The organism is Streptomyces sp. NPDC029169, assembly GCF_055563935.1.
This window is the reverse complement of record NZ_JBVHXA010000001.1, coordinates 189,537-216,121: the sequence shown is the minus strand read 5'-3', so window position 1 is coordinate 216,121 and position 26,585 is coordinate 189,537. Positions and strand designations below refer to the sequence as shown.

Genomic DNA, 26,585 nt, shown 5'->3' with positions numbered 1-26,585 from the left:
GGTCGTCCGGGACATGCTGATCATGGAGTTCCACGTGTCGTCCGACCTGATCAACAGACGCCATTTCCCGGCCGGGAGGCGTACCGGGGTGCTCGCTGCCGTGACCGCCTTGATGGCGGCGTTACTGGGCGGACTCGGTGCCGCTGGGACGGCGCAGGCGGCCACCGTGGATACGAACGTGTGGTACGTGCTGGTCAACCGGGGTAGTGGCAAGGCGCTCGACGTGTCGGGCGCGAGCACCGCCGACGGGGCGGCCGTCCAGCAGTGGACCCGCCACGACGGGGCCAACCAGCGGTTCCAGTTCGTCGACTCGGGTGGCGGCTACTACCGGCTGAAGGCGCAGCACTCGGGCAAGGTGCTGGACGTCTACAGCTACTCCGCCGCCGACCACGCGGACATCGTGCAGTGGTCCGATGCGGGCGGCGCCAACCAGCAGTTCCGGCTCGCCGACTCGCCGGACGGTTACGTCCGTCTGATCAACCGCAACAGTGGCAAGGCCGTCGACGTCCAGAACGCCTCCACCGCGGGCGGCGCCAAGGTCGTGCAGTACGCCGACTGGGGCGGGGCCAACCAGCAGTGGCAACTGGTCCGCGCATCGGGCGTGCCGGCGCAGGTGCACACCGCGGGGCGGGTCAAGGACGCCGGAAACGCGGTGCAGTACAGCTGGCCCGGTGTGTACTTCGAGGGCCGCGTCAGCGGCACCGGCGTGGGGATCGTGCTCAACGACTCGGCCGCCGACTACGACGTCCAGGTCGACGGAGCCACCGTCGCCACGCTCGTGACGCCCGGCAACACCACACACTGGATCAACGACCTGCAGGACCGTACCCATACCGTCCGGCTCGTCAAGCGCAACGACACCCCGGGGGACACCAGCACGTTCGGAGGCTTCGCCGCCGCGCCCGGCGGTGCCGTACTGAGCAAACCGGCCGCCCGCAGCCGTCAGATCGAGTTCATCGGTGACTCCCTCACGGTGGGCTACGGCAACCTCTCGACCTCCCGCACCTGCACCTGGGATCAGCTCAAGCGGAACACCAACTCCGATGTGAGCTACGGCGCCCTCACCGCCCGGCAACTGAATGCCGACTACCAGATCAACGGCTATTCGGGCCTTGGCATGGTGCGCAACGTCAGCGGAAGCTCGCCGGATGTCACGTACCGGACCTTCTACGACCGCGCCCTGTTGAACGTGTCCGGCGACGTCTGCGGGGCCGGGACGACCATCGTGGCAGTCGGCGCCGGCCAGTACGCCGGCCATGTCCAGCAGGTGGTCAAGGCGCGCAACGACGCCGGGGACAGCGGGGTCCGCTACTGGTTCCTCGACGACTCTGGCCTGGACTTCCTCGGCTGCGACTGGCGCTACTCGGCCCATGACGACCGGCTCATCGCCGACCGGCTCACCTCGTTCATCGCCGGTTTGCCGACAGGCTGGTGACGGCACCGACGCCTGCACTCGGATCCCAGAGACCGCTTAGGGCAGGGCCTGCGCGCACCAGATCGTCTTGCCGTTGGTCGTGTGGCGGGTGCCCCAGCCTTGGGTGAGCTGGGCGACGAGCAACAGGCCCCGGCCGCCCTCGTCGAAGAGGCGGGCCCGGCGCAGGTGCGGAGAGGTGTTGCTCGCGTCGGAGACCTCGCAGATCAGGGAAGCATCGCGAATCAGCCGCAGCCTGATCGGCGGCTCGCCGTACCTGATGGCGTTGGTGACCAGCTCGCTGACGACCAGTTCGGTGACGAACGACGACTCCTCCAGGCCCCAGGCGTCCACCTGTTCGACGGCGAACTTCCTGACGCGCGGGACCTGCGCGGGGTCGGGCTCGACGTTCCAGTCGGCGACGTGGTGGGGATCCAGCGCGTGAGTGCGGGCGAGCAGCAGGGCGGCGTCGTCGGTGCGGCGTTCGGGGAGCATGGCGTCCATCACCGTGTCGCACAAGGCCTCCAGTGAGGTGGCCGAGTGGTTGAGGGCCCGCTGCAAGTCGGCGATCCTCTGGTCGACGTCGCGCTCGCGGCTTTCCACCACTCCGTTGGTGTAGAGAGCGACCAGGCTGCCCTCGGGCAGCTCGAGCTCGGTGGCCTCGAAGGGCAGCCCACCGATGCCGAGCGGCGGGCCCGGCTCTGCGCGTACCGGTGTCCTGGTGCCGTCCGGGGAGATGACCAGCGGCAGCGGATGGCCGGCGCTCGCCAGCGTGAAGCGCCGGGAGACGGGGTCGTAGACGGTGTACAGGCAGGTGGCCCCGGACTCGCCGGTCGGCTGGAAGTGGCCGACGGGCCGCTCGCCGGCGAGGTGGAGGACCAGGTCGTCCAGGTGGGTCAGCAGCTCGTCCGGCGGCAGGTCGACGTCGGCGAGGGTGCGGACCGCCGTGCGCAGCCGGCCCATGCTCGCCGAGGCGTGCAGGCCGTGGCCGACGACATCGCCGACGACCAGGGCGACCCGGGCGCCGGACAGCGGAACGACGTCGAACCAGTCACCGCCCACTTCCGCGCCGGCACCGCCGGGCAGGTAGCGGGATGCCACCTCGACCGCCTCCTGGTTCGGCAGCCCCTGCGGCAGCAGGCTGCGTTGCAGGGTCAGCGCGGTCGTGCGCTCGCGCGAGTACCGGCGGGCGTTGTCGATGGCGACGGCCGCCTTGGCGGTCAGCTCCTCGGCGAGGATCAGGTCGTCGGCGGTGAAGGCCTCGGGCCGGTCGCGGCGGGAGAAGGCGACGACGCCGAGCAGCGCGCCGCGCGCCCGGAGCGGCACGGTGATCCGGCCGGTCAGCCCGTCCGCGGCGATGGACCCGTCGATCAACGGGTTGCCCGGTGGCCAGTGGGCCGGGTCGGCGGCGAGCCCGGGCCCGAAGGCCCATTCGCTGCCCTGGCCGGGCTCAGCGGCGAGCTCGACCGTGGACTTTCCGCTGGCCATGCAGCGGGCGGCGACGGAACCGGGAGTGTGGCTGACTGGCGTCGTGGGCCCGGGCGCCCGGTCGGTGTCCTCCTTCGCGCTGTGCCGGGCGGCACGGCTGAGCGCGATGGTCTCGCCGGGGGTGAACGCGGACGCGGAGGGCGGTTCCTCTCCGCGCAGCACCTCGTCGAAGAGATCCACGGTGACCAGGTCCGCGAATCCCGGCACCGGGGTCCTGGCCAGTTCCTGAGCCGTGCCGATCACGTCGAGTGTCCGGCCGATGCCGCCGCCGGCCTCGTTGAGGATGAGCAGGCGCTGCCGGGCCCAGTACTCGGCGCTCATGTCGAAACCCCAGTTGGCGACCGCGCGGATCCTGCCCTCGGCATCCCGGACGGGCCACATGCTGGTGGCCCAGGCATTGGCGTAGTTTTTGCCGAGCGGGCGGATGACGGTGATGAGACGCGCGGGTTCGCCCGTCCTCGCCACCTCGGAGAGCTGGTCGGTGTAGGCCGTGTCGTCCAGTTCGGGGAACAGCTCGCGGTACTTCTCACCGAGCACCTGCTCCTCGGAGTGCGCCATCACCCGGCACGCGGAGGCGTTGACCCACAGGAACCGCAGCTCAGGGTCGTAGACGCCCAGGGCGAAGGGACACTGCTCGAAGGCCCGGTCGGCGATCACGGGGCGGCGTCCCCACGGCTGGGCGGTCACCACGTGGCCCAGCGCACGGCCGTCCGCGCCGCGCAGCGGATGAGCCGTCAGCACGGCGTCCACCGTGGAACCGTCCCGGTGGCGCAGCGGGACGACTCCCGTGAGGCCGGAGCCGATGCCATGGCTTTCGGGGAAGTCGGGTGGGCGATCGACCAACAGGTCGGTCAGGGGCCGCCCCACGGTCTCCTCCGCCGTCCAGCCCAGCAGCAGCCGACTGCCCTCGCTCCAGCCGCTCACCATGCCGTCCGGGTCGACCACGACAGCGGCAGTCGGGGCATCCTGCTTGGCAGCCATCTCCACGCGCCACGCCTCCGTCCGGACCTGCTTCCAGCCTAGGTCCGCTCCGTCCGGTACGCCGCCCCCGGTCACGGTTCGTATCGAGTGGTGGACATCGCGTGACCGGTGCCGGGGGCGCCGGTGAACGCGTGGATGCTGGGGACGCGCGTGGGTTCACCGATCCGTGCTGTCGCGCGGGGCGGGACCGGCGGTACGGATGCCGCGCGGTGACGCCCCGAGTTCGCGGCGGCAGGCCTTGTTGAACGCCTGGAGGTCCGGGATGCCGACCGAGGCGGCGACGGCGGGGATGGAGAGCGTGGTGGCCCGCAGGAAGTGGCGTGCGCGTTCCATCCGGCGGGCCCGGATGTAGCCGACGACGGTCTCCCCGGTGGCGGCGCGGAAGAGCCGGGTCAGGTGGTTGTGGGAGACGCCCGCTGCCTTCGCGATCTCCGGCACCGTGAGGGACTCCGTCAGCCGTGCCTCGATCAGGGCCGTCGCGGCCGCCACTGCCGGATGAACGGCCCGGGCGCTCTGCTCCAGCAGTGGGGTGAGCCGGGCGATCCGCCACAGGGCGGCCCAGACCTCGGCGGTGGCCCGGGCCGGGGTGTTCGGCCGTAGCGGTAACGCACCTCGGTTCCGGGCGGTACGAGGCTGACCCGCCCGGGGCGGATCGCGTGCTCGGTGCCGTCGACCGTCAAGTCGGCGTCGTAGCCGTACAGATGGAGCTGCCACAGGTCCGGCAGCGAGAACACGTCCACCTGGCCGGCCGGACCGTGCACGCCGATGCCGAGGGCGGCGAGAGTGGGAGGCTCGTCGAGATGGGCGAGGACCGTCTGCATGGTCACGTGTTCTACCACGGCGTACGCAGCCCCCTCCTGGGGCACGGTCCTCGATGTGCCTGCCGGACGACATGGTGAGAATCAACCAGTAGAGGGTGAACACGGCCCACGCGGAGGCGACGCGGCCGGACCTAGCGTGGCCGTCATGGAGAACAGCCAAGAACTGCTGAACTCGGTGCAGATGGCGCGTTTCGTGGCGCGCGGGTCACTGCGGCTGGACGCGGTGGTCCCGGCGGAGATGAACGCCGAGGGCTTGGCGGTACTGGCGGGCGGGGTGCCGCCGGTGCCGTACGGGACGCCGCTGTCCGACGCGTATGCGAAAGGCTCCTTCGTCCGCAGGCTGCTGGAACTGCCACAGGTGACAGGCGCCCTGTGCAGTCTGGTCGGCCCGGAGCCGTGGGTGGACCACCACTTCGTGCACACCCGCGAGCCTCACGGCGGCGCCGCGCAGGCGCTGCACGGGGACGCCATCATCGACGTCCGACCGGACGCCTTCGATGTCCAGTTGATGTACTACCCGCAGACCGTGACGCTGGAGATGGGCGGAACGCTCAGCGTGCCGGGCAGCCATCTGCGGCGGATCAACGAATCGGACACCGGCCGCTACCAGAACCTGCGCGGTCAGGACCGGTTGGTCTGCCCGGCCGGCACGGTGGTGTTTCTGCACCACGGCATCTGGCACGGGGGCAGGCGCAACGACAGCGACACCCTCCGCTACATGTTCAAGATCCGCTTCAATCCCAGGGTGCGTCAACGGCGTCTGTGGGACACCTCGGATCTCCACGACCCGCAGGTGACCGCGGAGTTGGACGCGATGTTCCCGTGGTACGAGGGAGCGACCGGCCGCCTGGAGCGGTACAACCGCATCCTGCTGTGGCGGGAGCTGACCGGCGACAATGGCTTCGACCTCGACCACTGGGTGACCAGGGTCTCCAACCGCCCGAAGGAGACCGTGGCATGACGACCGAAGCGATCCTGCCGACGCGGGCGGACGACGACGGAGACACCACCGCCGCGGTGCTGCGACAGCAGGTGCTCGTGCTGTACCTGGCGGACTCGGCGCTGGACTCCCATGTCGTCGGCTGGTCGCGCTACGACGGCACCGGCCGCACCTCGCCCACCACGGGCGACAGCGACGAGCCGCCGTACGAGTCGGGGGTGGACGCCCTCCGGGACGGCTGGCGGCTGTTCCAGGCCGCCCAGCTGATCCCGCCGTACCCGGGTCACGAGTACGACGTCTCCTTCCTCAAGCACGAACTCTTCTTCGAACGGCTCGTCGACGTGCGGGCGCAGCCGCGGCGAGCGGACCCCTAAGGCTGAACCGCCGGGGAGATGGCGGACGTCAACAGCAGGCGTGGGCTTCCCCCGCCCGTCGCAGGCAGTGACCACAGGTCGCCGCCGAAATCGCCCGGCAGCGAGTAGAGCAGCGTCCGGTCGTCGTACCAGAGGGCCTGGTCGTCGACGCTGCGCCGCTCCGCCAGCGCGGTTTCGGCACCGGTGCGCAGATCCAGGACGTGCAGCCGCCAAGGGGCCTCGGCCGGCAGGCCGGCCACCCGCTTCTTGAACGCGATCCGGGTACCGTCGGGGGAGAGGGAGGGGCACTCCGCGTTGACGCGCAGCACGCGCAGTTCGCGAGCCCGCAGGTCGCCCTCGACCAGGTGGGTCCGGCCTCCCGTGGCGAGGGTCGCGTAGAAGCGGTTGTCGTCGGCGGCGAAGGTCACCCCCCAGAAGTTGTGGTCGGGCGCCCGGCGGCGCTTGCCCCCGTCGAACACCGCGAAGTCCTCCAGGCTCGGGACGAGCGCGCCCGACCGCGTGTCGTAGAGGGCGGTACGGGTGGAGAAGTCGCCGCCCGCGTACGAGTCCCCGCTGACGAACACCGTCCAGGCGAGCAGCCGGCCGCTGGGGGAGACCCGCGCGCGGGTGGGCGTACCCGGGACGTCGAACGAACGGACCCGCCGGAGCGCGGAGTCGAGGACCAGCGCCTCGTAGCGGGGGACGACCCCGCCCGCGCGGCGCAGGCAGACGCCCGTGCCTGCAGCCGCGTGGAAGCGCAGGCAGTCCTGGGGCGCGGTGGTACGCGCACCCGTGGGCGCGGCCAGCGGCACCGAGGCGATCATGTCGCGGCCCGGTCCCCACGCCAGATTGCGGAAGAGCAGCCGGCCCGGCTGCTTCAGGCTCACCGCGCCGGACTGGGCGCGGGGCTCGCCCGGTCGGGCCACTTCGCGATCGCCGGCCCGGTCCGAGGCCCGGACCACCGAGACCACGGCCGTCGCCGCGAGCAGGGCGGAGAACAGGACCAGGAGGAGGACCTTCCGCAGGGTGTGCGTCATCGCAGAGCTCCCTTGCCGAGCACCCCGACTGTCGCCAGTGACAGGGTGAGACCGATGGCCGCGCCGGCCAGCGCGGCGCCGGGACCCGCGTACGTCCAGCCGGCGCCGAAGAGCAGCGCCCCCGCGAAACGGGCCAGCGCCTGGGCCGTCTGGACCAGGGCCAGGCCGCTCGCCCGTAGCCGCACGGGCAGCAGCGGTCCCGCGGCCGCCATCAGGACGCCGTCGGTGGCCGCGTAGAACGCGCCGAGGAGGAACAGGACGAGCATGGCAGGGGCCGCGCCGCCCAGCGGGGAGAGGAGCAGCAGGTACGCCGCCGCCAGCGCGGCATGGCCCGCAAGGAAGACGCGGCCGCGCCCGGCCCGGTCCGCGAGTCTGCCCAACGGGACGGCGAGCAGCAGGAAGCCGGCCGCCGTCGCCACCGGGAGCAGGGGGAAGGCCGTGGCGGGCAGGTCGAGCCGCCGCTGCAGCAGCAGGTAGACGAAGGAGTCCCCGACCGTGAACACGCCGAGCAGGGCCGCCGCCAGCGCGAGGCGCCGCACACCGCGGTCGCGGAGCACGGCGGTCAGCCCCCGCGCACCGGCCGCGGCGGGAGTCCGGGCAGGCCGGGACCCCCGCGCGCCGGCCGCAGCGGGAGTCCGGGCAGGCCGGGAGCGGACGTCCCGTACGAACAGCGCGAGCAGCAGCACTGCGAAGGCCGCCGCACAGAAGCTCACCGTGAACACGGCGTCGTAGGCGTCGCGCGCCACCCACAGCACCCCGAAGGCCGCGAGCGGGCCGAGCAGCGCGCCCGCCGTGTCCATGGCCCGGTGCACTCCGAAGGCCCGGCCCTGCCCCTCCGGCGTGGCGGACAGGGAGATCAGCGCGTCGCGGGGCGCGGTACGCAGGCCCTTGCCGGTCCGGTCGACGGTCAGGACCGCCGCCACCGCCAGCGGGGTGGAGGCCGCGAGCAGCCCCAGCTTGCAGACCGCGGACAGGGCGTAGCCCGTACCCGCCACGAGCTTGTGGCGCTCTGTCCGGTCGGCGATCTGGCCGCCGGCCAGCCGCAGGAGGGCGGTCGCGCCCTGGTACAGCCCGTCGAGTGCGCCGAAGGCCAGCGGCGACATGCCGAGGCCCACGACGAGGTAGAGCGGCAGGACCGCAGTGACCATCTCGGCGGAGACATCCGTGACCAGGCTGACCAGGCCGAGCACGAGCACGTTCCCCGCGACGGCCGGGCCGGCCGCCGGGCGCGGTAGGCCCGTAGCAGCATCGGCGGCGCGGTTGGCCGACAGGTACACGGATGCCTCCTTCCGGTTCCGTCAGAACCAGTTGAGAGTGAGGGGGAAGGTGGTGCCGGCCGACTTGCCCGCCGCATCGGTGACCGAGGCGGTGATCTGGAGCGTCCCGGACGCCCACGGCTTTCCGCTGATCCGGCCGGTCGAAGCATCCATGGCCAGACCCCACGGCAGCCCGGTCGCGGTCCATCGAAGCGGGGCGGAGCCGCCCGTGGCCGTGACCTGGATCGTGCAGGACTGGTTGAACTTGCAGGTCTGCGCACCCGGGTTGACGACGACCGGGCCGCCGCCCGGCGGCGGCTCCTCACCACCGGTCCCGAAGACCTCCGCGATCGGCTGGGCACTCGCCGCATTGCCCGCGTGCCCCGTCCCGAAGAGGTCCTCGAAGGTCCGCAGCAGGTTGAAGTGGTTGTACGCGCTGCTGTACCGGCCCTGCTTGACGTGCGCGCCGTAGAAGACCGTGGCGATCTGGTTCGACCCCAGGAAGTTGTCCTCGTCCCAGGTGAGCACCAGAAGGCTGTTGTTGGCCTTCGCCCACTGCGCGTACGCGTCGAGATTGTTCTTGAGCCACGTGTCGCCCGTGTTCACCGAGCACGAGTGCATGTCGTTGCACTGGTTCGGGACGATGAACGACAGGTGCGGCAGCGCGTTGAAATCGGTCCGCGGGAACTGCGCCCAGGTTTTGCCGGTGGTGAGCGGCACGTTCTTGAAGGCGAACCAGGGGTTGTGCTTCTGCGCGTACTGGCCGTTGGTGCAGACCGTGGACCCCTCGCTCGGCAGGTCCTCGTTGTACGTGGCGAACGTCTTGCCCGCCGCGATGAGTTCCTGGCCGAGATTCGGTGCGGTCATCGACTGCGGCGTGTAGCAGCCGTCGCCCGTGATGCCTTGGGTGCCGCCCGAGAAGAGGTTGAAGTAGTTCGGCTGGCTGGGGTGGGTCAGCGCCTTCATCGCTGTGAGGCTCGCGCCGGCGTTGGCCAGCTGGTTGACGTACGGGGCGTTGGCGCTGCCGATGATCTCGCCGTACTGCTTGTTCTCGAAGACGACCACCACCACGTGGTCGTAGCTCGGCAGGGCCGCGGCGGCCGCGGCCGCCGGCGCCGCGGTGACGTCGGCAGCCTCGGAGCTGCCGATGGTCATGGCGCTGACCAGGCCGAGGGCGCAGGCGAGGCCGGTCGCGGTGGCCCGCCACCTCCTGCCTCGCCCGCGTGGTGGTGTGACCGTGATGTCCGGTGCCAGGTGTCCGGTTCGCATGGCTGATGCCTCCCGCGTTCTCGGGTTCTCGGTCATTCCTCTCGCCGGGCCGCTCCGGCCACGGCGATGTTCACGAAGCGCGGCATTGGCCGGCCCCGGCCGGGGAACTCGTCCGCGACCGCCGCCCGCACCGCCGTCAGCCGGTCCCCGGGCAGCAGCATCAGGACGCTGCGGCCCGCCCGGCTGCCCGGCGGCCACGCGCTGAGCGCGCCTGCCCGTCGGGCGCACTCCACGGCCCGTGCCAGGCCGTCCCTGCGGTCCTCCTCCGATCCCCGCACGGCCATGAGCACCAGGCGCGTCCCCGAGGAGGGCGGGTCGAAGGGCACACTCCGCCGAGCCCCGCCCGACCCGATGTGCAGGGCGGTACCGGGTCGTGCGAACAGCACGGCGCTGCGCAGGGCGTCGTCGTCCCGCGGAGCCACCTCCCTGATGAGCGCGGCGAGTTGCTCCCGCGCGGGCCGTGCCTCGCCCTCTGGGGTGTGGACGTCGGCCACGGCGAGCGCGACCGCGCAGTCGAGCGGTTCCGGGAGGCGGAGTCCGGCGGCCTCGGTGAGGGTGCCCTGGACGTGCAGGTCCGTGCCGGCGCGGCCGTACCCGGCCCGGGCGAGGGCACGTAGCAGGGCGTAGGGGCGGGCCGCCCAGTCCGGGGTGTCCGGGTAGGGGCCGGCCAGCGGCAGCTCGCAGCTCTGCGCGGGATGGCTGAGCGAACTCAGGCGCACCAGGCCGTCCTCGCGCGGGGCCGCGGCCGCCGCGACCGGCCAGCCGGCCGCGGCCACCAGGCCCGGCGAGCCGAGGTGGAAGGCGTGCGGGGCGCTCCACACCGCGGCCGGCGGCCGGCCGTGCGCGGTCTCCAGCGCATGGGCGACCAGGCGGAACAGCGGGTCGGCGGTGGCCCGGTGGGATAGCGGCTGCGGCACACCCGCCGCTGCCGCGGTCGGGGCGTTCACCGCGACTCCTTGCGGGCGAGCAGCCGGTACGCGTTGCCACCGTCCGTGCTCCGGGCCACGGCACTGCGTACGGCGTCCAGCACGCCCGCCGCGGCCAGGCACGGCACCGCGGCCGCCCGCACGGCCTGCCGGGCCGCGCGCCGCGCGGGCCGGGCCAGGGACAGGTCCGCCCACGGGCTGTGCGGGTCGGGGGCGAGCCGGTTCGCGACGAGGGCCACGGCGCCCACGAAATCGTTGTGCTGATGGGCGGGCCCGTGTTCCTCGGCCAGTACGGTGAAGCCGCGCTCGACCAGCGCCGCGCGGAGGTTGGCCGCCGGGATCAGGTGCTGGTGCTGCGGCTGGAACCACGGTAGCCAGTGCGGACCCAGCAGACGGGCCATCCTCGACTGTGGATCGGGCAGTTCGATCAGCAGATGCCCCCCGGGCACCAGGACCTGCGCGGCCGCGTCGAGCTCCGCGAACGGGTCTCGGGTGTGCTCCAGATAGTGGTACATGCTGACCGCCTCGTACTGGCCCGCGAGTTTGCCGGCGAGGTCCGGGAACTGGCCCTGGTAGCCGGTGGCGACCCAGCCCCGCCGCTCGGCCTCCTGGATCCCGTCGCCCATGTCGAGCCCGTCGAAGCGGGTGTCCGGCCACACGTCACGGGCGACATCGCAGAAGTGCCCGTGACCGGTGCCGACATCGAGCCAGGAGACGGGGCGCGCGTACGGGACGAGCATCGCGGCGCGCGCCCGGTAGGAGGCGCCGAGCCGGCCGAAGACCACCCCTGCGCCCTCGCCGCCCCGGCCGTCGTAGAAATCGCGGTAGTAGAAGTCAAGACCCTCCACCGTCAGCCGGGGGTTCTGGAAGACGTGCCCGCAGGACGCGCACTCCTCCAGCGTGAAACGGCCCGGCTTGCCCTGCAGCAGATCCGGCATCCGCACCCGCACCGCCGGCCCCGGTGAGCCGCACCACGGACAGTCGGCGCGCCGCGGTTCGAAGAACCGGTCGGTACCGCCCGCGAGTTCGGCTGCGTACTCGGCCCGGCCGTCCGCCTCCCCGGCCTGCCGCGGCGGCCGGGCTCCTGCGGCCGTACGCAGTGCCGCGCGGAGCGACCGCAGCGGCCGGGCCGCGCTCGCACCGGCCAGGTCCGCGGGGCGCAGCGGGCCGCCGGTGGCAAGCACCAGCAGGGGCTGCAGCCAGTACAGCCCGGCCGCGGCCACACCCCAGCGGCCGTCCCGTACGGCTGCCGCGGCCAGCAGCGCGAGACCGGCCACCTGGACCGCCGACAGCAGTCCCGGCGGCAGGCCCTGCGCGCGCAGCTCGGCAGCGCGGCTCCCCGCACCGGCGGACACCGCGCGGGCGCTCAGTCCGGGGGCGACGGCCAGATCCGTCGAGGCGGTGGCGTACTCCTTCAAACGGCGGGTGAGCTCCAGGAGTTCCACCCGGTCGAAGGGCCGGTCCGGATCCACACCGGCCCGCTCCAGGACGTCCTCGCGGACGAGCACGGCGTACCCCGCTCCGCGCCCGGCGGCCAGCCGGTCCTGCCGGTACGTGGTCGGGTCGACCAGCCGCAGCAGCCCGAGGGCGTCCTCCGCGGGCAGGTCCGCCGGCAGCAGCTCCAGCACATCCAGGCCCTCCCGGTCGGCGTGGGCGCAGGCGGCCGCGAGGACCCCCGCGTCCGCCGCGACGCCCCGCGCGGTGAGCAGCCGCCGGCGCGGCCCCGGGGAGGCCTCCCCGGCGGGGTGCTCCCCGTCGGGGGGCAGGGCCGGCAGCGCGTGCAGGCGGCGGCGCGCCCGCACGGTCCCCGCGCCGAGGGCCGCCATGATCACGAAGGAGACCCATGGGCTCATGACAGCTTCTCCAACCTGTCGGCCGCGGTGGCGGCACCGCCCGCGGCGGCGAAGGACGCCTGGATCCGCCGGGCCGCGCGGCGGTGCGGACCGAAGTCCTCCAGTACGGCGGTGAGCGCGTCGTACAGGTCGGCCGGCCTGGCCCGGCCGAAGCGCACCCGGATCCCGGCGCCGGCGTCGGCGACCTGCTGCGCGACGATCGGCTGGTCGTCCCGGATCGGGGCCACGACCAGCGGGAGGCCGTGGGCGAGTGCCTCGCACACCGTGTTGTGGCCGCCGTGACTGACGACCGCGTCGAGGTGGGGCAGCAGCCGCAGCTGCGGCACGGCCTCCTGGAGCAGGGCGTGCGCCGGAACCGGGCCGACCAGGTGCCGGGGGGCGGCCACGATCAACTGGACCCGGTCCGCGAGCTGTTCTCCGGCGGCCAGGACCGCGCCGTAGAACCGCGAGCCCGTCTCCTGGTTGAGCGTGCCGAGCGAGACCAGCACCCGGCGGCGGTCGGAGTCGAGCCGCTGCCACGGGAAGTCCGTGCCCGGCGGGCGGGACCCGAAGGCGGGCCCCACGCAGGCGTAGTGGTCGGGGAAGGGCTCGGTGCCCCCGATGAGCTCCGGCGTGGAGAAGACCAGCACCAGCCGGTCCGAGAACCGGGGATCCCAGCCGGGCGGCGCCCCGCACGCGGCGAGCAGTCCGGCCAGCTGGTCCGCCACCCATGCGCCGACCTTGGGAAACCCGGCGAACGGGCGGGTGAACTCGGCCGAGGTGCTCGCCGAGGTGGCCCAGGGGATGCCGAGCCGCCGGGCGACCACGGCCCCGGCCAACGCCTGCTGGTCGGCGACCACCACGTCCGGGGCGAAGGCCAGGGCGGCCCGCTCTACGCCCGGCACCATCGCGAGGGCCAGCGGCACCAGCGCCTCCGCCCACAGGAACCGCAGCGCGGCGACACCCCGCAGGTCGCGCCACCGCCCGTGCAGCGCGGCGTACCCGCCGGGTTCCGGACCCGCGGCGTCCCCGGCGGGGAACAGCCTGGCATGCGCGGGCAGGAGCCCGGACAGCACGTCCGCGGGACCGGCCCAGGCCGTCGCGTGCCCGCGGGCGGCCAGTTCGGCGGCGACGGCGACCGTCGGATTGACGTGCCCGGCGAGCGGGGGGACGACGAACAGGAACCTCATACGATCAGCGCTCCCGTCCCGGCCCGGCTCACGGCCGCGGCGTGCGCCAGGAGGGCCTCGCGCAGCACCCCGCTGTCCTCTTTGAGTACGTCGTGGCCGAGCCCGGGCAGGATCCGCAGCGTGCAGCGCGGAGTGTGCCGGGCCAGTTCCACGGCGCCCGGGACCAGTTCGGAGTGCTCCCCGCAGACCACCAGGACCGGGCAGTCGATCCGGGCGTAGTCGGCGGGTGTGAAGCTGCGGCCGGCCGCGATGTCGTCGATGAGGGTGGTGCGGTTCAGGAGCGCGTCGGCGATGGCGGTCAGCTTCGCCGCCTTGCGAAGCCGCAGCGAGAACAGTTCGGCGGGGACCTGGCTGTTCTCCAGGCTGAGCGCGGCGACGGACAGTGTGTCGACCATGTTCTCCACCCAGGGGCCGCTGAGCGGCGGTTCGAGCAGGGTCAGGCCCGCGACGAGATCGGGGCGGGCGAGGGCCGCGTGCAGGGCGAGGGTTCCGCCGTAGCTGTTGCCGATCAGGTGGACCGGCCGGGCGTCGAGCCCGAGGGCGGACAGCAGGGCGAACAGGTCGCGGACGGCGCTGCGGCTGTCGTATCCCGAGGGCGGGCGTTCGCTGAAGCCGTGGCCGCGCAGGTCGTACAGCACCACCTCGTGCCCGGCCCGGGCCAGCGGCACGGCCAGCGGGCAGTAGAAGCTGGAGAGGTTGTCGACGACGAGGCCGTGCAGGAACACGACCGGAGTGCCGGGGCTGCCCTCCGTACCGTCGGACGCCGGGACTTCGGCCGCGGGGAGTCGCTGTACGTGGAACCGCAGCGTGTTGGCGAGGATCTCGGCCATGGCGGTCAGGCCGCCGTGACCGGGCGGACCGGCAGGGCGGCCAGTGCGCCCTGCGCGATCCGCGCGATGTGGTCGACGAGCTCGCCGACCGACATGGCCAGGATCGCCTCCATGTCCTTCTCCGCGAGGAAGCCCATCAGGTCGACCCGGGATCCGTAGCGCTCGTGCAGCAGCTCGGCGAGAGCGACGAACTCGATGCTCTCCAGCGCCAGATCCTCGTTGAACGTGGTCTTCATGGTGACCTCGTCGGCGAGGAGGAACTCGTCGCCGACGATCCGGACGAGCATGCCGGTGATCTCGGCGAGGATGTCAGATGCCATGGCTGTTCTCCGTCGGGGTCGAAAGGGCGGTCGGTGCTGTCGGCGCGGTCGGGACATGCGGAACGGTCCAGGCGACCTCATGGCCCTCGTACGTCGTCGTGCGTACGCGGTGGGTGCGGCCGGCGGGGGAGAGGACACGCAGCCCGCCCGCGGGGTCCTCGGTCACCTGCCAGCGCACGAGCTGCCCACCCAGTCCCGTGCCCTCCGCCTTCGCGGCGGCCTCCTTGGCGCACCAGACGGTGGTGACGGCGGCCGCGAGACCGGTCCCGTCCCGGGCCGCGAGCCGCTCGGCGAGGCGGTGTTCGTCCGCGGTGAGTGCGATCCGGATCAAGGCGCCGGGGTCTTCGGCCACCGGCTCGACGTCGATGCCCACGGGGGCGTCGGTGTGCGCGAGGGCGACGGCGATCCGGTCCTTGTGGGCCAGGGTCACGTGCAGGCCGCGGGCCAGGCCGCCGGGGACCGGGCAGCCCGCCTCGTCGTGGTCGACCGTGACCTCGGCCGGGAAGACCGGGCCGGCGCCCCGGTCCCACAGCAGCTGCCGCAGGGCGTCCTTGGCCGCGATCCGGCCCAGCAGCCAGGGGGCGCGGGTGCGCGGCGCCAGCCGCTCGTACGCGGCGCGCTCGGCGGCGCCGAGGTAGCGGCGCATGACCAGTTCCTGCGAAGCGGGGTCGCCCCACCGACGCGTGGCCGCGCACCAGCCGCCGGGCTGCGGCTCGCCGATCCCGGACACCTCCGGGGTGAACTTCATCGGCCACACCCGCTCGTCGGCGGCGAACCGGCGGTACGTCCAGCCCTCAAGGCGTGCCCAGACCGCGCCGTCAGGGGTACGGAGCTCCACATCGCCGCGTACCGAGGCGGGCCGCACCTCACGGATGCGGGCTGTGGCCGCGAGCAGTGTGCCCGCTGCGGGCGGGGGGCCATACAGGCGGGTCCGCTCGAGTACGGCCGGGAACACCAGGCGGTCGGAGTCCAGGCGCAGCTGCATCCAGTGGCCGAGGAGCTGACCGGCGGCGTCGAGGAGAGCGCCCGGGGCCGGCAGGGCCCGGAGTACTCCGCGGATTCCGTCGTCGGCGACGGCGGTGACCTCGTGGACGCCGGCGAACCGGGGGCCGTGGAACATCCAGCGGTCCCGGTAGAGCGCCTCGGCGGAGACGGGTGCGGGGCGTTCGGCGGTGAGGGGGGCCGGGTCGGGTGCGGGAGGTGAGCCGTGGCCGGACCCGAGGCGCACGGTGACCGACGCGCAGTCGCCGATGTCCACCCGGACACGGCCGTCGCCGGCCGGGCGGGTGGTGAACTCGACGTCGACGGCGGGCGCGACGGGCAGCCAGCGCAGGGCGCGCATGTCGTCGAAGCCGGTGACGAGCTGCCCGGGCCGGGTGGCGAGCGCGGCCTCGGCCGCCAGCTCCAGCATGGTGGTCATGGGGACGACGGGGAAGCGGTCGGAGTCCTCCGGCCAGTCCTCGGGCTGCAGGTAGAGGCAGTGGTCACGGACGGAGGGGAGGGTGACGAGGGAGAGCCGGCGGATGTCGGTGCGCGGCGCCTCGGCGACGGCGCGGGTGGTTGAGGTTCCTGCCGGGGCGGGGGGTGTGCCGGCCGGGGTTTCGGTGGCGGCGTGGGCGGTCGAGGCTCCTGCCCGGGCCAGGGGAGTGCCGACGGCGGCTTCGGCGGCGGGCGCTCGTGTGGCGGCCCCTGCCGGGGTCGGTGTGCTGGCCGGGGCTTCGGTGGCGTGGGCGGCTGAGGCCTCTGCCGGGGTCGGGGGTGTGTCGGCCGGGGTTTCGGTGGCGGCGTGGGCGGTTGAGGCTCCTGCCGGGGCGGGGGGTGTGCCGACCAGCGCCTCGGCGGCGGTCGCTCGTGTGGCCCCTGCCGGAGCCGGGGGCGTGTCGGTCAGGGCTTTGGCGACGGCGTGGGCGGCCGCCTCCGTCTCGTCGAGGACGGCGTCCAGGGCCGACAGAAGCACCGGGCGGCCGGAGGCGGGCGGGCGGTGCGGGCCGCGCTCCCGGAGGGGCTCGGCGGCGCCGTTCAGGTGCACCAGGGGGGAGCCCAGGTCGAGCAGGACCGGACGCCCGGTGCGCTCCGGTGCGGGCCGGCCGGTGAGCCGGTCCCAGCGCGGTTGCAGGCCCTCCGTCCACAGCGCCGCCGCCAGGTGCCGCAGGGCGTCCATGCCCGAGACGCGCGGGGTCGAGGCGGCGGCGGCAAGGTGCCCGATCCCGCGCAGGGTGTCGTCCACGAAGCCGGTCAGGCTGCCCGGCCCGGCCGAGACGAAGGCACGTGCGCCCTCCTCGTACAGCCGCAGCGTCAGGGCGCGGAAGTCCACCGGCTCCAGCAGGTGCCGGATCACCAGCTCCCGGATCCCCTCCGGATCGGACGGGTACGGGGCGGCCGTGGTGGCCGACCAGACGGGGAGCTCGGCCGCCTGGAGCGGCAGGCGCTCGAAGGCGGCCCGCACCTGGCCGAGGTACGGCTCCCACATGGGCGTGTGGAAACCGGACCGGAACGGCAGCTCCTGGCCCAGCACGCCCTCGCGGGCCAGCCGGTCAAGGACCGACGCGATCTGCCGTGGCGGTCCGCAGACCACCGACTGGTGGGGGCAGTTGTCGTGGCTGACGGCCACGCCCTCCAGGCCGTGCAGGGCGGCCGCCGCCTGCGGCGCGCCGCAGGCGAGGGCCGCGTACACGAGGTCCGGCACCGCGAGCGAGCCGGGCCGCAGCGAGCCGAGGAAGCTGTCGACCGCCTCCTGCGGGTACATCCCCGCGGCCACCATCGCGGCCCACTCGCCGAGGCTGTGCCCCGCCAACAGGTCCGGCCGGATGTCCAGTTCCGCCAGGACCCGGGCGAAGAAGCGACCGGTGGCGAGGGCGTCGAGGGCGCGCTCGACGAGCTCGCCGCCGCCGGTGAGGGCAGGGGCCGCAAGACCCAGGCGGTCGGCCACTTCGTCCAGGGCGGGTGCGAACTCCGGCTCCAGGCCGGGGAAGAGGAGGGCGAGCTTGCCGCCGGCCTCCGCGGCGTACGGGCCGAGCAGCGGACGGGGCGTGAACCACACGCCGCCCCGGCCGCCCCAGTGGCGGCCGCGCGCGACGACCTTCGCCGCGAGTGCCCGGCGCTCCGCGGTCGGTTCGGCGATCGCCAGCCGGCACGGACCGCCGCGCTCGGTGGCCGCCGCGTCCGGAGCGGCCAGGAGCCGGGCCAGCGCCTCCGGGTTCTCGGCCGTGAGGAGGAGTACGGACGCCGGGCCGGCGGCCTTCCGCGGGCGGACCGTGGTGCGCGCGGTGGGCAGCGGGAGGAAGCGGCGTACCGGAAGCCGCGCCGCGCGGGGACGGGGCGCCTCCTCCAGGATCACGTGGGCGTTGATGCCCCCGAATCCGAAGGCGTTCACCGCGGCCCGGCGGGGCTCCCCGCCCGGCTCCCAGGGCTCGGCCGTGCGGACCGGGCGCATCCGGGTCCGGGCCAGGCCCTCGTGCGGATCGTCGAGGTGGAGGGTCGGCGGCAGCACCCCCTCGTGGACGGCGAGCGCCGCCTTGATCAGCCCGGCCATGCCGGAGGCCTGCATGGTGTGCCCGAGCATGGATTTGACCGAGCCGAGCGCGATGGGTCCGGCGGGACCGGGCGGCCCGAACACGCGTGCCAGCGTGGCGAGTTCGGCCTCGTCGCCGACCGGGGTACCGGTGCCGTGGGCCTCCAGGAGGTCGATCGAGCCGGAGGCCGCCGGATCAAGGCCCGCCGTCGTCCAGGCCCGCTCCAGCGCCTGGACCTGGCCGTCCACCAGCGGGCTCATCAGGCTCGCGGCGCGGCCGTCGCCCGCCACGCCGACCCCGCGGATCACCGCGTACACCCGGTCGCCGTCCCGCTGGGCGTCCGCGAGCCGCTTGAGCACTACCACGCCCGTCCCCTCGGACAGGAGTGTGCCGTCGGCCCGCCGGTCGAAGGGGCGGATGCGCTCGCTGGGACTGAGCGCGCCCAGCTGGGTGAACACGCTCCAGAGCGTGGCGATGTGGCAGTGGTGGACGGCGCCCGCGACGACCAGGTCGCAGCGGTCGGAGGCCAGCAGGGCGACCGCCTGGTCCACGGCCAGCAGAGAGGAGGCACACGCCGCGTCCAGGGTGTAGGCGGGGCCGCGGAAGTCGAGGCGGTTGGCGGTCCGGGCCGCGGTGAAACTCGGGACCAGGCCGATGGACGCCTCCGGCTGCTCCGGGCCCAGGGCTCCCTGGAAGGCCTGCCTGATCGCGGCGATCCGGTCGGCGCCCAGCTCCGGTGCCAGCTCGCGCAGAGTGGCGCTCAACTGGTGGGCCGTGCGAACCCGTTGGTCGAGGCGGGCGGTCGCCACGCCCATGAATCCGCCCCGGCCGAGCACCACGCCGATCCGGGACCGGTCGGCGGGCAGCCGCTCCTCGCCGCCTGAGTCGGCGATGGCCTCGGCCGTCGCGTGCAGGGCCAGCAGCTGGTCGGGCTCGGCCCCGGCGACGGCTGCGGGCATGATCCCGAAACGGGTGGGGTCGAAGGCGGCGAGGCCGTCGACGAAGCCGCCGCGGCGGCAGTAGAAGCGGTCGCTGCCGGGGGGCCCGTCGGGGGCGTAGTACACCTGCGGATCCCAACGCCCGGCCGGCACGTCGGTGATCGCGTCGACACCGGCGAACAGGTTGTGCCGGTAAGCGGCGAGGTCGCCGGCACCGGGGAACACGGCGCCCATGCCGACGATCGCGGCATCGGTCGGACGCGGATCAGCGACCATGGCGGGCCTCCGGGTCCGTCGCGCCGGTCCGCTCCGGGCCATCCGCCCGCTCTGGGCCGTCCGTTCGCCGCGGGCCGCCCGTACGTCCCGTATCGCCCGGGCCTCCCGTACCACCGGGGCTGTCGGTCGCGTCCGGCCCGTCCGCGCCGCCAGGGCCGTCCGCCCCGTCCGCCATGAGGACGACCTGCGGATCCGTGCCGTGGGTCAGTTCCGCCAGGAAGGCCTCCGCGCCCGCGTTGGGCTGGATGAGCGCGATGCCCCGCCCGGCGTATGCGCGCTCCAGCTCCGGGGTGACCATGCCGCCCGCCTCCGCGGCCCACGGGCCCCAGTCGATGGCGAGGACGCGGCCCGGAGAGGCTGCGGACCAGGCGTGGGCCAGGGTGTCCAGGGCGTCGTTGGCGGCCGCGTAGTCGCTCTGGCCGCGGTTGCCGTACACGCCGGCGACGCTGCCGAAGAGGACCAGGAAGGCCGGGGCGGGCGCCGCTGCCGTGCCCTCGTCGGCGACGGCGACGGCGGCGGCGAGGTTGCGGGCACCGTCCACCTTGGTGGCGAAGACTTCGGCGAAGGACGCCGGGTCCTTGTCACGCAGGAGGGAGTCCCGGAGCAGGCCTGCACCGTGCACGATTCCGTCGAGCCGGCCGTGGCGCGCCCGGATGTCGGCCACGACCGCGCGTACGGCGGCCTCGTCGGTGACGTCGGCGCAGTGGTAGCGGACCGACGCCGCCGTGCCGAGGAGAGCGGCCAGGGTGGCCCGTACCTCCCGGGCGGTCAGGATCCCGGTCGCGGCCGCCTCGATCTCCGCCGGGGTGCGCAGCCCCCCGGCGATCAGTGCGGCGCGCAGGGCGACGCGGTCGTGTGCCGAAGCGAGGGCGGGGTCCTCGGCGGCCTCGGGCGGGGGAGTACGGCCGATCAGTTCGATGTGGCAGCCCGTGGCGCGTGCCAGGGCGAGGGCGACGCGGGCGGTGATGCCGCGGGCCCCGCCGGTGAGCAGGACCACGCAGTCGCGGTCCAGGTTCACCCGCGGGGGTGAGGTGTACGGGAGCGGCGCGGGTACGGTGCGCAGGACGGTACGGGTGCCGTTGGTGTAGGCGACGGCCACCGGCTCGTCCGGGGCGCACAGTTCGGCGAGCAGGTGGGCGGCGATGCGTTCCGGGCGGTCCTTGGGGTCGATGTCCACGGCCCGCACGAGGACCCCGGGGTATTCGAGCGCGGCGCTGCGGGCGAACCCGTGCAGCCCGAGACCCGGAACCGGATCGGGCGCGGCCGGGCCGTGTCCGAACGCCCCGCCCGCCGCGGTGACGACCATCAGCCGGTGCACCCCGCCGACCAGTGCCCCGCGCAGCCTCCCGAACGCCTCGGGCAGCACGGGATCCGGCCCGGGCTGCAGGGCACTCAGATCGACGAGGCCGTCCACCCCTTCGGCGTCCGCCGGCCGATCGGCCGGGACCGTGCGCACCCGTGCGCCGTGGGACTCCAGCTGCGCGGCGAGTACGGGCCCCACCCCGAGCCCGTCCTCGACCACGGCGAACGTCCGCCCGGCCAGTGCCTTTCCGGGATCGCCCGCGACGGGCGGCCCGGCGGGGGCCGTCTCGACGCGGAGCCGGACCGGCCGGCGTACGAGGGCCCTGCCGGGTTCGGCCCGGGCCCCAGCCCGGGCCTGGGCGTGGACAGCGGGCCGGACCGGGTCCGGGACTGCGTCCGGTGCGGACGTGGCCTCGTCCGAGGTCCGGGCCTGGGCGTGGACGGCCGTCCGGACAGGGTCCTGGACCGCGTCCGGCGCGGACGGGGCCCCGTGCGGGGCAGTGGTCGGCGGCGCCGGTTCCCGGGCGGCGATCCAGTCCACGATCCCGCGGAGCGTCTTGATCCGGGACAGCTCCTCCACGGCCGACTCCGCGCCGCCGTCGAGCTGTCGGGGCAGGCCGATGCGGTCGGCCAGGGCCCCGACGATCTCCACGCGCTTGATGGAGTCGACCGAGAGGTCCGCCTCCAGGTCGAGGTCGGGGTCCAGCATGTCCCGCGGGTAGCCGGTGCGGGTGTGGACGATCTCCAGGACCGCGTCCATGACCTCGTGCGGGGTGAGCGGCCCCCGGTCGGCCGGGACTACTGCGGGCAGCGGCCCCCGGTCGGCCGGGACCACCGCGGGCTCGGCCACCTCGGCAGGCGCCTGCGCCGCTTCCCCCGCGGATCGCGCCGAGACCGGACGAAGCGGCGCCGCGGGCGCGTCGGCGCCCAAGTAGCCCAGCAGGACCTCGCGTTGGGCCGCCACCAGCTCCCGCGCCCCGCGCAGGTACTCCAGTACGGTCTCCTCGCGGCGGTCCGTCGCGGCCGCGGGTTGCGGCACGTGCACGCGCCGGGCGGGCCGCAGGCCGCCCGCCACCGGCGAGCCGTCCGCCGTGCGCACCAGATGGCCATCGACCAGCCAGCCGGGCCGGCGGGGCGCCCGCTCGGGCAGCAGGGCCGTACGCCCCTTGAAGAGCGCCTCCGGGTCGACCGGCACCCCGGCCGCCGCCAGTTCCGCGAGCGCGGCGAGCAGCCGAGGCAGGCCCGGCTCCCCGGGGACGTCGCAGGCGACGGCCGTGTGCGGGCGGTCGCCCAGGATCCTGCCGACGAGGCCCGTCAGCACCCGGCCGGGCCCCGCCTCGACGAACGTCCGTACCCCGGAGACGTACATGGCCTCGATCTGGTCCACGAAGCGCACGGGTTCGGCCACTTGCCGGGCGAGCACCTCGCGCACCTCCGCGGGATCCGCGGGATACGGCCGGGCCGTGGCCGTGGACCAGACCGGGACGGCGGGCCCCACCACCGCCGTCCCGGCCAGCTCGGCGGCGAGGGCGCCCACTGCGCCGGCCACGACCTCGCTGTGGAAGGCGCAGGCCACCGGGAGGCGTTCGCCGCGCAGCCCTGCGGCGTGCAGCTCGGCCAGGGCGGCCTCGACGGCGGGTGTCGGACCCGAGACCACGCACTGGGACGGCGCGTTGTGGTTGGCGATCACGCACCCCGCGCGCGCCGCGATCTCCCGAACCTGCTCGGGGGCGGCCGTCACCGCGGCCATCGCCCCGGGGTCCTCCCCGGCGGCGTCCAGGATGGCCGACGCCCGACGCCCGCTCAGCCGGAGCAGCGCCGCGGTGTCGAGGGAGCCGGCGGCCCAAAGCGCGGTCAGCTCCCCGTACGAGTGTCCGGCGGTACAGTCCGGCCGGACGCCCAGCGAGCCGAGCAGCAGGTGCGCGGCCGCGCCCGCCAGGCCCAGCGCAGGCTGTGCGACGCGGGTGTCGGTGACCGCGGCCCGCTGCTCCGACCGCTCCTGCGGTGTGAAGGCCGCCGGCGGGAACATCGCTGCCACCACCTGCGCCGGAGCCTCGTCCAGCAGGCCCCGCAGCGGGGGGAACGCGACGTACAGGTCCCCCAGCATTCCCGGGCGCTGGCTGCCCTGTCCGGGGAAGAGGAACGCCACCTTCCCGGGATCCGCCCCCGGTGCCCGTACGTACACCCCGTCCCCGGCAGTGAAGCCGCGGGCCCGCTCCAGTTTGGCGGCGAGGTCGTCCAGGCTCTCGGCGATCACCGAGACCTGCACGGGGCCGGATGCCGACGCGGCCGTTTCGGCGGCCAGGTCGCGCAGCGGCCAGGGCCGCCCCGCGCTGTCGTTCTCCTCCAGCCGCGCCACCAGCCGGTCCATCGCCCTCGCCGCCGCGCGGTGGTCGGCACCACGGAAGCAGAAGAGCTCCGCCGGCCAGGCGTCAAGGCCGTGAGCGGGCTCCTCCTCGTAACCCGCCAGCACGGCGTGGTAGTTCGTGCCGCCGAAGCCGAAGGCGCTCACGCCGGCGATCCGCTGCCCCGCGGGCGCCGCCCACGGCCGGACCTCGGTGTCGAAGAAGAACGGGCCCGCCCCCGCCCGCCAGTCGGGATGCGGGCTGTCGAGGTGCAGCGTCGGCGGCCGTACCCCGGCATGGACCGCCCGCGCGGCCTTGATCAGCCCCGCAAGGCCGGCCGCGCACTTGGTGTGGCCGATCTGGGACTTGACCGAGCCGAGGGCGCACCCGGTATTCCCCGCGGCATCGAACAGCGCGGTCAGCACGCCCAGTTCGGTGCCGTCGCCGACCACGGTGCCGGTACCGTGCGCCTCGACAAGACCCACGTTGGCCGGTGCGACGCCCGCCCGCTCGTACGCCCGCTCCAGGGCGCGCCGCTGGCCGTCGGCCCGGGGTGCGGTCAGCCCGAGGGAGCGCCCGTCGCTGGAGGCGCCGACGGCCTTGACGACCGCGTACACCCGGTCGCCGTCCCGCTGTGCGTCCTCCAGCCGCTTGAGCACCACCGCGGCGACCCCCTCGCCCAGCGCGATTCCGTCGGCGGCCGCGTCGAAGGGGCGGCACCGGCCGGTGGGGGACAGGGCCCGCACGGCGGCGAACATCAGATAGTCGTTGATGCCGTTGTGCACGTCGGCCCCGCCGCACAGCACCATGTCGCTGTCGCCGGACCGGAGTTGGCGGCACGCCAGGTCCAGCGCGGCCAGCGACGAGGCGCAGGCCGCGTCGACCGTGCAGTTCGCACCGCCGAGGTCGAGCCGGTTGGCGATCCGGCCCGCGATGACGTTCGCCAGCACGCCCGGGAAGGAATCCTCGGTGAGCCTCGGCAGCGAGGCGTCCAGTTCCGGAGGCATGTCGCCGAGATAGCCGGGGTAGAGGGCGCGGAACCCGTAGGCGTCCGCCAGGTCCGTGCCCGCTTCCGCGCCGAAGACCACCGAGGTGCGCGAGCGGTCGTACCGGCGTTCGCCGCCGTAGCCGGCGTCCGCGAGGGCGCGGGCGGCGATCTCCAGGGCGAGCAGCTGCACCGGTTCGATCCCGGACAGCGAGGCCGGCGGGATGCCGTGCGCGAGCGCGTCGAAGGGCACCGGGGGCAGGAAGCCGCCCCACCGCGAGGGCGTGCGCTCCCCGGCCCGGGCCGGGTCGGGGTCGAAGTAGAGCGCCGGATCCCACCGGTCGTCCGGCACCTCCGTGACGGCGTCCCGGCCCGCGACGATGTTCGCCCAGAACGCGGCCAGGTCCCCCGCACCCGGATACGCGCAGGCCATTCCGACGATCGCGATGTCCAGCGGCTCGGCAGCCTCCGCCCTAGGCGGTGCGGCCGGGGCGAGTTCCCGCGCCCGCTGCTCCAGGAAGGCGCTCGCGCCGTCCGTCACCTGCCCGTGCAGGGCCGCGACCGTGGTGGTGGCGGACCGGGCGGTCGCGACCTGGCCGAGCATGAAGAGGCCGTCGCGTCGCTGCTCCTCCTCGGTCGCCGGCACCGGGCCGGCGCTCCCGTGGCGCAGCCCCTTGCTGGCGATGCGCAGCCGCCCGAGATTGAGCCGCTCCAGCTCCTCCCACACCTCGCGCGGGCTCGCACCCTCCTCCGTCATCCGCAGCCGGGCCCTCTCGAAGGTGTCGGCGTACTCGGTCGCCGCGCAGCGCGTGGCGTGTCCGGGCGCGGTCCGCAGCAGGACGGTCGCCTCGCAGTCGAGCGCGGCGGCCTGAAATCCGGGCAGTACGGCCCCGGCGGTGACCGCCTCCGCCGTGAAGAGGTAGGCCGTGCCCATCAGGACCCCGATCCGGGCACCCCGCTCGGCGAGCGGCGCGGCGGCGACGGCGGCCATGGCGGCGGACCGCTCGTCGTGGATGCCGCCGGCGAAGAGCACGTCCAGGGCCGGGATGTCCTCGCAGACCAGCAGCCGATCGATCTGCTCCTCCCACAGGGTGAAGGAGGCCCGAGGGCCGATGTGGCCGCCGCATTCCAGGCCCTCGAAGACGAACCGCCGGGCGCCGTCGGCGAGATACCGTTCCAGCAGCCCGGGGGAGGGGACGTGCAGATACGTCCGCGTGCCGCCGGCCTCCAGTGGGGCCGCCTGAGCCGGCTGCCCGCCCGCGATGATCGCGTACGGGGGGCGGATCTCGGCCACCGCGGCCAGTTGCTCGGCCCGCAGCTCCGGCGGCGCGAAGCCGAGCAGGCCGACGCCCCAGGGCCGGACGCCCAGGCGCCGTGCGGTCTCGCCGAGCAGGGTGCGGACCTCGTCGCCCGGCATGACGGCCAGCGCCAGGTACGGGACCCCGCCCGCGCCCGCGACGGCCTCGGCGAACGCCGCCTGGTCGCTGACCCGGGTCATCGGGCCCTGGGCCACGGGGAGATGCGGGGCCGAGGATCGCGGCCGCAGGGGGGCGCTCTCCACGGCTGCGTCCAGATGGGTCGTGACCGCCTCGCGTACGGCCTGCACCACGCCGCCCGTGGTGCGGTGGCGGGCCGCGAGACGGGCGGCGAAGGCGCCGTCCTGACCGACGGGCAGGGCGTGGGTGTGCAGTCCGCGGGCGCCGAGCCGGTGGACCAGGTCCCCGGGGTCGGGCGGGGTGAGGTCGGGGCGCGTGTAGATCCGGTGGCCCGCGACGATCAGGGTCTCGCTGCCGTCCATCGCGCGGAGGGCGGCGGATATCTCACCGGGGAGGCCGGCCTCGCCCTCGGTGGTGAGGGCGAGTTGGGCGTCGAGCACCACCCCGGCGGCGCCGCCTGCGACGGCCGCGGCTGCGGTGTGCGGGCCGATGCCGCCCTGGGCGAGGACGGGGACCGTGACGTCCGGGTCGGCCAGCAGTCGCTGCAGCAGGACGAACGCCGTCAGTTCGCCGATGCGCCCGCCCGCCTCGTGCCCCTTCGCGACGACCGCGTCCGCTCCGGCAGCCACGGCGGCCGCCGCCTCCTGAGGGCTGGTCACCTCGGCCCAGACCCTCCGGGCGCCGCCGGCCGCCCAGGCCGCCGGGCGCAGCTGCTGGGCGGGATCGGCCAGGAGCACGGTGTCCACCTCGGTCGGCAGCTCGTCCGGCCAGACCGGGCAGCCGACCGGCACGCGTGCGCCGTAGGGCTGCCGCAGGGTCCGCGCCGCTTCGGTCAGGGCCCGGCGGGCAAGGCCGGCATCTCTGCCGAGATCGAGCAGGCCGAGCGCGCCGGCGCGTTCGGCGGCCACGACGATCCTGGGGTTGGGCTCCTCGAAGGGGCTGACCACGACGACGAGGTCGCGGACGGCGGAACGGGTCGGCTGGGGGGTCACAGGCGCTCCTGACAGGCCGAACGGGCAGGGCGAACGGGCAGGGTGAACGGGCGGGGCCAACGGGCCGGGGAACGGCAGCGCGAGCGGGCAGAACAGACGGGGCGCGGAGCGATGGCGCGGACTGTGCGGCGGGGACGGTGCGGCG

General features: G+C 74.5%; 14 protein-coding genes and 1 pseudogene. 3 read left to right on the top strand and 12 right to left on the bottom strand.

The window, feature by feature from the left end; all coding sequences use genetic code 11:
- The first annotated feature begins 112 nt into the window (after positions 1 to 112).
- Entirely contained in the window at positions 113 to 1,435 is a 1,323-nt protein-coding gene (locus ACZ4VI_RS00920; RefSeq protein ID WP_467996252.1) for an RICIN domain-containing protein, read from the top strand.
- A 36-nt stretch (positions 1,436 to 1,471) separates the two neighbouring features.
- On the opposite strand, the gene ACZ4VI_RS00915 is transcribed toward ACZ4VI_RS00920, so the two are convergent.
- A complete protein-coding gene (locus ACZ4VI_RS00915; protein WP_467995410.1) occupies positions 1,472 to 3,880 on the bottom strand; it encodes a SpoIIE family protein phosphatase in 2,409 nt (802 codons plus the stop codon).
- A 156-nt stretch (positions 3,881 to 4,036) separates the two neighbouring features.
- Positions 4,037 to 4,701 (bottom strand): annotated as a pseudogene (locus tag ACZ4VI_RS00910) (helix-turn-helix domain-containing protein).
- A gap of 145 nt (positions 4,702 to 4,846) precedes the next feature.
- On the opposite strand from ACZ4VI_RS00910, the gene ACZ4VI_RS00905 reads away from it, so the two are divergent.
- Positions 4,847 to 5,662: a phytanoyl-CoA dioxygenase family protein gene (locus tag ACZ4VI_RS00905; RefSeq protein ID WP_467995409.1), complete on the top strand. Its 816-nt coding sequence runs from the start codon at positions 4,847 to 4,849 to the stop codon at positions 5,660 to 5,662.
- 59 nt (positions 5,663 to 5,721) lie between these two features.
- Positions 5,722 to 6,015 carry a hypothetical protein gene (locus ACZ4VI_RS00900; RefSeq protein WP_467996251.1) on the top strand — a complete coding sequence of 98 codons (294 nt, stop codon included), beginning with the start codon at positions 5,722 to 5,724 and terminating at the stop codon, positions 6,013 to 6,015.
- Here the strand turns inward: ACZ4VI_RS00900 and ACZ4VI_RS00895 are convergent.
- From ACZ4VI_RS00895 to ACZ4VI_RS00850, 10 genes are read right to left on the bottom strand one after another with little or no spacing between them, the layout of a single operon-like run.
- On the bottom strand, positions 6,012 to 7,031 hold the full coding sequence (locus ACZ4VI_RS00895; RefSeq protein ID WP_467995407.1) for a TolB family protein: 1,020 nt from the start codon (positions 7,029 to 7,031) through the stop codon (positions 6,012 to 6,014). The genes ACZ4VI_RS00900 and ACZ4VI_RS00895 overlap by 4 nt on opposite strands.
- Positions 7,028 to 8,308 carry an MFS transporter gene (locus ACZ4VI_RS00890; RefSeq protein ID WP_467995405.1) on the bottom strand — a complete coding sequence of 427 codons (1,281 nt, stop codon included), beginning with the start codon at positions 8,306 to 8,308 and terminating at the stop codon, positions 7,028 to 7,030. The genes ACZ4VI_RS00895 and ACZ4VI_RS00890 overlap by 4 nt, the downstream gene beginning before the upstream one ends.
- Before the next feature lie 21 nt (positions 8,309 to 8,329).
- The gene (locus ACZ4VI_RS00885) at positions 8,330 to 9,556 is read right to left on the bottom strand and encodes an alkaline phosphatase family protein (protein ID WP_467995403.1); all 1,227 of its coding nucleotides are present in this window, start codon (positions 9,554 to 9,556) and stop codon (positions 8,330 to 8,332) included.
- 32 nt (positions 9,557 to 9,588) lie between these two features.
- A complete protein-coding gene (locus tag ACZ4VI_RS00880; RefSeq protein ID WP_467995402.1) occupies positions 9,589 to 10,503 on the bottom strand; it encodes a galactokinase in 915 nt (304 codons plus the stop codon).
- Positions 10,500 to 12,335, bottom strand: coding sequence for a methyltransferase domain-containing protein (locus ACZ4VI_RS00875; RefSeq protein ID WP_467995400.1), 1,836 nt, complete (start codon positions 12,333 to 12,335; stop codon positions 10,500 to 10,502). Before ACZ4VI_RS00875 ends, ACZ4VI_RS00880 begins: the two co-directional genes overlap by 4 nt.
- Positions 12,332 to 13,504, bottom strand: a complete 1,173-nt coding sequence (locus tag ACZ4VI_RS00870; protein WP_467995399.1) for a glycosyltransferase — start codon at positions 13,502 to 13,504, stop codon at positions 12,332 to 12,334. The genes ACZ4VI_RS00875 and ACZ4VI_RS00870 overlap by 4 nt, the downstream gene beginning before the upstream one ends.
- Positions 13,501 to 14,334 carry an alpha/beta fold hydrolase gene (locus tag ACZ4VI_RS00865; protein ID WP_467995397.1) on the bottom strand — a complete coding sequence of 278 codons (834 nt, stop codon included), beginning with the start codon at positions 14,332 to 14,334 and terminating at the stop codon, positions 13,501 to 13,503. Before ACZ4VI_RS00865 ends, ACZ4VI_RS00870 begins: the two co-directional genes overlap by 4 nt.
- A gap of 5 nt (positions 14,335 to 14,339) precedes the next feature.
- Entirely contained in the window at positions 14,340 to 14,654 is a 315-nt protein-coding gene (locus ACZ4VI_RS00860) for an acyl carrier protein (protein ID WP_467995395.1), read from the bottom strand.
- A complete protein-coding gene (locus ACZ4VI_RS00855; protein ID WP_467995393.1) occupies positions 14,644 to 19,380 on the bottom strand; it encodes a type I polyketide synthase in 4,737 nt (1,578 codons plus the stop codon). Before ACZ4VI_RS00855 ends, ACZ4VI_RS00860 begins: the two co-directional genes overlap by 11 nt.
- Positions 19,370 to 26,440 (bottom strand): SDR family NAD(P)-dependent oxidoreductase, encoded by a 7,071-nt coding sequence (locus ACZ4VI_RS00850; RefSeq protein ID WP_467995391.1) that lies wholly within the window; start codon positions 26,438 to 26,440, stop codon positions 19,370 to 19,372. The genes ACZ4VI_RS00855 and ACZ4VI_RS00850 overlap by 11 nt, the downstream gene beginning before the upstream one ends.
- Positions 26,441 to 26,585: the final 145 nt, after the last annotated feature.